Source organism: Cupriavidus sp. 22TCCZM04-2 (assembly GCF_057798895.1).
On record NZ_JBYOJS010000044.1, the window covers coordinates 1 to 4,829 of the forward strand.

Annotated in this window: 4 protein-coding genes; 1 reads left to right on the forward strand and 3 read right to left on the reverse strand. The window is 61.9% G+C overall.

Annotation, left to right across the window (positions count from 1 at the left end; genetic code table 11):
- Window positions 1-16 precede the first annotated feature (16 nt).
- A protein-coding gene (locus AC3FKG_RS29600; RefSeq protein WP_488743105.1) for an IS5 family transposase occupies window positions 17-828 on the reverse strand; the annotation gives its coding sequence in 2 pieces (ribosomal slippage) (window positions 17-489 and window positions 489-828; 813 coding nt in all).
- 345 nt (window positions 829-1,173) lie between these two features.
- Window positions 1,174-2,148, reverse strand: a complete 975-nt coding sequence (locus AC3FKG_RS29605; protein WP_488744848.1) for a tyrosine-type recombinase/integrase — start codon at window positions 2,146-2,148, stop codon at window positions 1,174-1,176.
- A 1,445-nt stretch (window positions 2,149-3,593) separates the two neighbouring features.
- Between AC3FKG_RS29605 and AC3FKG_RS29610 the strand changes: the two genes are divergently transcribed.
- A complete protein-coding gene (locus AC3FKG_RS29610) occupies window positions 3,594-4,040 on the forward strand; it encodes a phage integrase N-terminal domain-containing protein (protein ID WP_488744849.1) in 447 nt (148 codons plus the stop codon).
- On the opposite strand, the gene AC3FKG_RS29615 is transcribed toward AC3FKG_RS29610, so the two are convergent.
- Window positions 3,931-4,742, reverse strand: a protein-coding gene (locus tag AC3FKG_RS29615) for an IS5 family transposase (RefSeq protein WP_488743105.1) whose coding sequence is annotated in 2 segments (ribosomal slippage) — window positions 3,931-4,403 and window positions 4,403-4,742 — 813 coding nt in all. Because the reading frame shifts where the segments join, the coding sequence is not laid out codon by codon here. The two genes, AC3FKG_RS29610 and AC3FKG_RS29615, sit on opposite strands and share 110 nt — an antisense overlap.
- Window positions 4,743-4,829 lie beyond the last annotated feature (87 nt).

Sequence of the window (4,829 nt, forward strand, 5' to 3'; positions counted from 1 at the left end):
AGAGGCTGTTGCGAAATTAGTTCATGCAGGGCTTTAGCCTGCTCCAGCAAATCAATGAACAGGCAAGTGACAGGAAGGCTTCGTGGACATGGGCATATCGTTCGTATCGAATTTTCAAGCGCCTGAAGGAGTGGAGCCAAGCAATCGAGCGCTCCACGACCCAGCGCGTTTTGCCGAGTCCACTGCCGTGAGGCGAGCCGATCTTGGCAAGCACGGGCGTGATGCCGCGCTTGCGCAAGCGCTGTCGGTGTGGCTCGGAACTGTAGCCCCGGTCGCCTTGGACAATTTTCGGCTTGCGCAGAGGGCGTCCGTGCTTTCCGCGAATGGGAGGTATCGCCTCGACCAGCGCATCGAGTTGCGTGATGTCGTTGCAGTTCGCGCCGCTCAGGATGACCGCGAGCGGGATGCCTTGGGCGTCGACGATGAGGTGATGCTTGCTGCCGAGCTTGCGCCGGTCCGTTGGGTTCGGGCCAGTTTTTTTCCCGCCAGCATGGCGCGAACCGAGGAACTGTCGACAATGGCGCGCGCCATGTCGAGTTGGCCGCGACGGCGCAGTTCGGCCAATAGTGTCTCGTGGATGCATTGCCAGACACCAGCTTCCTGCCATGCAACCAGCCGCCGCCAGCAGGCGGTGCCCGAGCCACAGCCCATCTCTTGCGGCAGTAGGTTCCAGGCGATGCCAGAGCGCAGAACGAACACGATGCCAGTTAGCACCGCTCGGTCCGGCGTCGGCTTGCGCCCTGCATATCGGCGGTTGCGTGGCGCTCGCGCCGGCAGCAACGGTTCGATGAGTGACCACAGTTCGTCGTCTATCAGTTCACTGGGCATCGCTTCCTGTCAGGCAAAACAAGACAGGAAGTTAACACTGGCTCGAAAAAGTTAACAGACCCTATGGGTAATTTCGCAACAGCTTCTAAGCGAACGTCGGGACGTGCACCTTCGAACGGCTGAGCCTGGCCGACAAGGGACCTACGCCAGCGAGCCTGCCGTTGTCGCAGTCCGAACTACTCGCCCATCTGTTTTACGACTTTATACGCAAGCAGTAGCGCCCGCATTGCATTGTCCAATTTTCCGAGGATCAACCGTTGCTCAGCTCCCGGCGAAGGCGTGCGATAGATTGCGCGCAACCCGCGCGCCGCTGCCAACGCGAAGTGGCGCGTTCCCAACCGCCTATCAGTAGTTCACTTTGAAGCTCGGTGAGTTCTCGGGCCGCTGGTGCCGGCGATCGTAGAGGCGCGTGGTGGAAATGTTCGCGTGCCCCAGCCATGCCTGAACCTGGGCCAGGTCAGCGCCATGCTCAAGCGCGCAAGTCGCGGCCGTGGCCCGCAGTCCATGCACCCCAAGGCCGGGCACGGCAAGGCCGGCCAGGGCTGCGCAGGCGAGGACAATTTTGTAGACTCCATCGGAGGTGAGGGCCACACCCGTGGCGCGCAAGGCCTGGAACAAGGGCGCATCAGGGGTGCCGCCGTGGCCCGCCATGTTCAGGTAGATGGGCAGGCGCTCGGCTGCCGTCGGGTGCAGTACCAGGTAACGCTGCTTGCCCCCTTTGCCGTGCACACGTAGATGGAGTACGCCGCGACGGGCAAGGATGTCCTGCACGCGCAAGGCGCATAGCTCCGCGCGCCGCAGCCCGTGGTAGAGCAGTACGGCCAGCAGGGCGCGATCGCGCCGCCCTTTCAGGGTTTCAGGGGGCGGCGCGTCGAGCAGGATGCGAGCTTCGTGGTCGGACAGCGCCGGGGTCTTGCCTTCGGCGCAGTCGACCCTGGGGCGGCGAACCCCCTGGACTGGATTGCTGGCGATTGCATGGCGCTCGCACAGATAATCAAACAGCGAGGAGACGGCAGCGAGTTTGCGACGGATCGTGGCGCCGGACAGCGTACGGCCTTCGAGTGACCCGCGCCAGGCCAGGATGTGAGCGCGCGTGATCCGTCGGAAGTCCTCGGTTCGCGCGATGCCCGTGAAGGCCACAAACTCACCAACATCAAGCCGGTAGGCGCGGCGCGTGCGGGCGCTGCTCAAGTTGGCGAACCATTCGGCAGTCGCCGGCGCCGCAGCGAGTGCATCGAACTGGGCGGGGGTAAGTCGCTGACTGGCGGCCGGCTGCCGTGGGGCCGCCGGCAGGAACGAGGCGAGCAGGGCGTCGGACATGATTGAATCCTTGGGGGTGTCACGCGGCAACCGTGCGTCCCGGTTTGCCGAATGGTGGAGACTGTAACCAGTCTCGCTTTGGACGCAAGAAATTGACAGCGTGACCGCACGGCACGGTAGCAGGGAGGGGCGTCCAAAGTAGCCATTGACGTTGGGTTGCGAAGTCGAGGTAAGTTCAACGGCGCTGACCTCGCGCAAACCCAAGCGCAGCACGACCGTGGAGCGCTCTTCAACCTGCTGAACCAAAAGGGCTTGTCCACCAGTGTGCGCGTCAGGATCGAGCTGGATCGCTGGGGCGGCGGCAAGCGGTACATGGCGCGGAGCCGGGGCTATTGATAACAGCTTTTATCAAGAGTGGATGGACCCGGGCCGGTGCAGCGGGCAGCGGAGCGGCAGGCGCAAAAGCGTCCACGCGGGGCCGGCGCGGGTGCATCGCGGCCGCCGGGAATCGCTTTGACGAGGCGCGCAGCGGGCAGGTGGCGTTGGGGCGCATGGCGGGGCGGAGGGTGCGTGGCGCGCTATCTACGTGATCGCTGCGGCGGTGCGCACCGCGTCCTGGCAGCGCTGGTGTCAGGGCGACCGGAAGGCGCTTCGGGGTCATCCCGTCGTCATGGATCCGCGCCGAGATGGCGGCGACCATCGGCCTGGTGAAGTGGCTATTGCGTCACTGTTTGACGTGGGGCCGCGTGCCTTGCCGAGAGCTGCCGAGGACGCAGCTTGGTCAGCCGAGGGTTGGGATTTCCCCACCGCTGATCGAATCGCCTCGGGCACAATTAATATCTTTCGATTCGTTCTATTTTCGATGCATTAATGCCTGCCTGCTAAGGCGGCCAGTGCGTGCGCCCTTTGCATATCGAACTCAGTGGTCGCGTAAATTGGCATCCGCGAAGCAGCAACTGGAAACTCGCCGGGCCCCGGAGGGCGGCAATCGCATGGCGGGTGATTTGAGCGACTCTGGCGGGGTGGGTTGGGCCACCCTGCAGGGGTGTCGGAAAAAGCGCTCAGCGGCCCTCTGGTGCGCCTGCGGGCGCAAGCGCGTCGCGGGCCCCAATCAGCGCGACCACTCTCGATCCAGACCACGAGATGGCCGTGCGCGGCAGCGCCAAGACAAGCGCGATCGATCAACAGAGGTTGCTGATCTGCTGAACGGGGATTGGAGCCCTCGTCGGCCCCTGAATGCAAGACCTTCACGGTGCGATAGCTCAGCCTGGAGTCGGGCGGAGCGCCGGATGAGGGGCGTCGCCCATGGATTGCGGAATGCGCCTCTTCAAACGCTGTGGCGAGCGTCGTCGTGGCCGGTACACGATGCGAATCGTCTTCGCGAAAAATGGCCCTGCACGGAATCCCGTAGGTGACAAGCAACCGTGCGCTGACGAAGATTGACCCGCCGGCTTTGCAGGGAAACAATTCATCAATCTAAATGCATTTGGTGGGATGGTGTTTTGGTGAAAAAAGGTTCACTCAGTGGCGCGGAAATCGATGCCATTAAAGAAAGGTCAAAGCATCAAGAGTTGACTAGTACGGTGCAGGAAGTCATCGACGCTTGTAATAGGTCGGGTGTTAAGAATGGTAAGGCGGTTAATGCGCAGACTCGGGCGGAGCGGCAGCGTTCTATTCAAAAAGTCTTTAAAGATCTCGTGAATAGAACTGCCTTTGAATTGAATGATCCGTTCAATTTGACGCAGGCGCACATTGTAGCGCTCGTCGAGGTCTGGCTGCAGGATGGCCTGTCAGCGAGAACAATCGTCACGAATCTGTCGTCACTTAGAGGCTGTTGCGAAATTAGTTCATGCAGGGCTTTAGCCTGCTCCAGCAAATCAATGAACAGGCAAGTGACAGGAAGGCTTCGTGGACATGGGCATATCGTTCGTATCGAATTTTCAAGCGCCTGAAGGAGTGGAGCCAAGCAATCGAGCGCTCCACGACCCAGCGCGTTTTGCCGAGTCCACTGCCGTGAGGCGAGCCGATCTTGGCAAGCACGGGCGTGATGCCGCGCTTGCGCAAGCGCTGTCGGTGTGGCTCGGAACTGTAGCCCCGGTCGCCTTGGACAATTTTCGGCTTGCGCAGAGGGCGTCCGTGCTTTCCGCGAATGGGAGGTATCGCCTCGACCAGCGCATCGAGTTGCGTGATGTCGTTGCAGTTCGCGCCGCTCAGGATGACCGCGAGCGGGATGCCTTGGGCGTCGACGATGAGGTGATGCTTGCTGCCGAGCTTGCGCCGGTCCGTTGGGTTCGGGCCAGTTTTTTTCCCGCCAGCATGGCGCGAACCGAGGAACTGTCGACAATGGCGCGCGCCATGTCGAGTTGGCCGCGACGGCGCAGTTCGGCCAATAGTGTCTCGTGGATGCATTGCCAGACACCAGCTTCCTGCCATGCAACCAGCCGCCGCCAGCAGGCGGTGCCCGAGCCACAGCCCATCTCTTGCGGCAGTAGGTTCCAGGCGATGCCAGAGCGCAGAACGAACACGATGCCAGTTAGCACCGCTCGGTCCGGCGTCGGCTTGCGCCCTGCATATCGGCGGTTGCGTGGCGCTCGCGCCGGCAGCAACGGTTCGATGAGTGACCACAGTTCGTCGTCTATCAGTTCACTGGGCATCGCTTCCTGTCAGGCAAAACAAGACAGGAAGTTAACACTGGCTCGAAAAAGTTAACAGACCCTATGGGTAATTTCGCAACAGCTTCT

Bases quoted from the DNA above. Each gene is read 5' to 3' on its own strand.
- AC3FKG_RS29605 (WP_488744848.1), bottom strand. From the start codon at position 2,148: ATGTCCGACGCCCTGCTCGCCTCGTTCCTGCCGGCGGCCCCACGGCAG.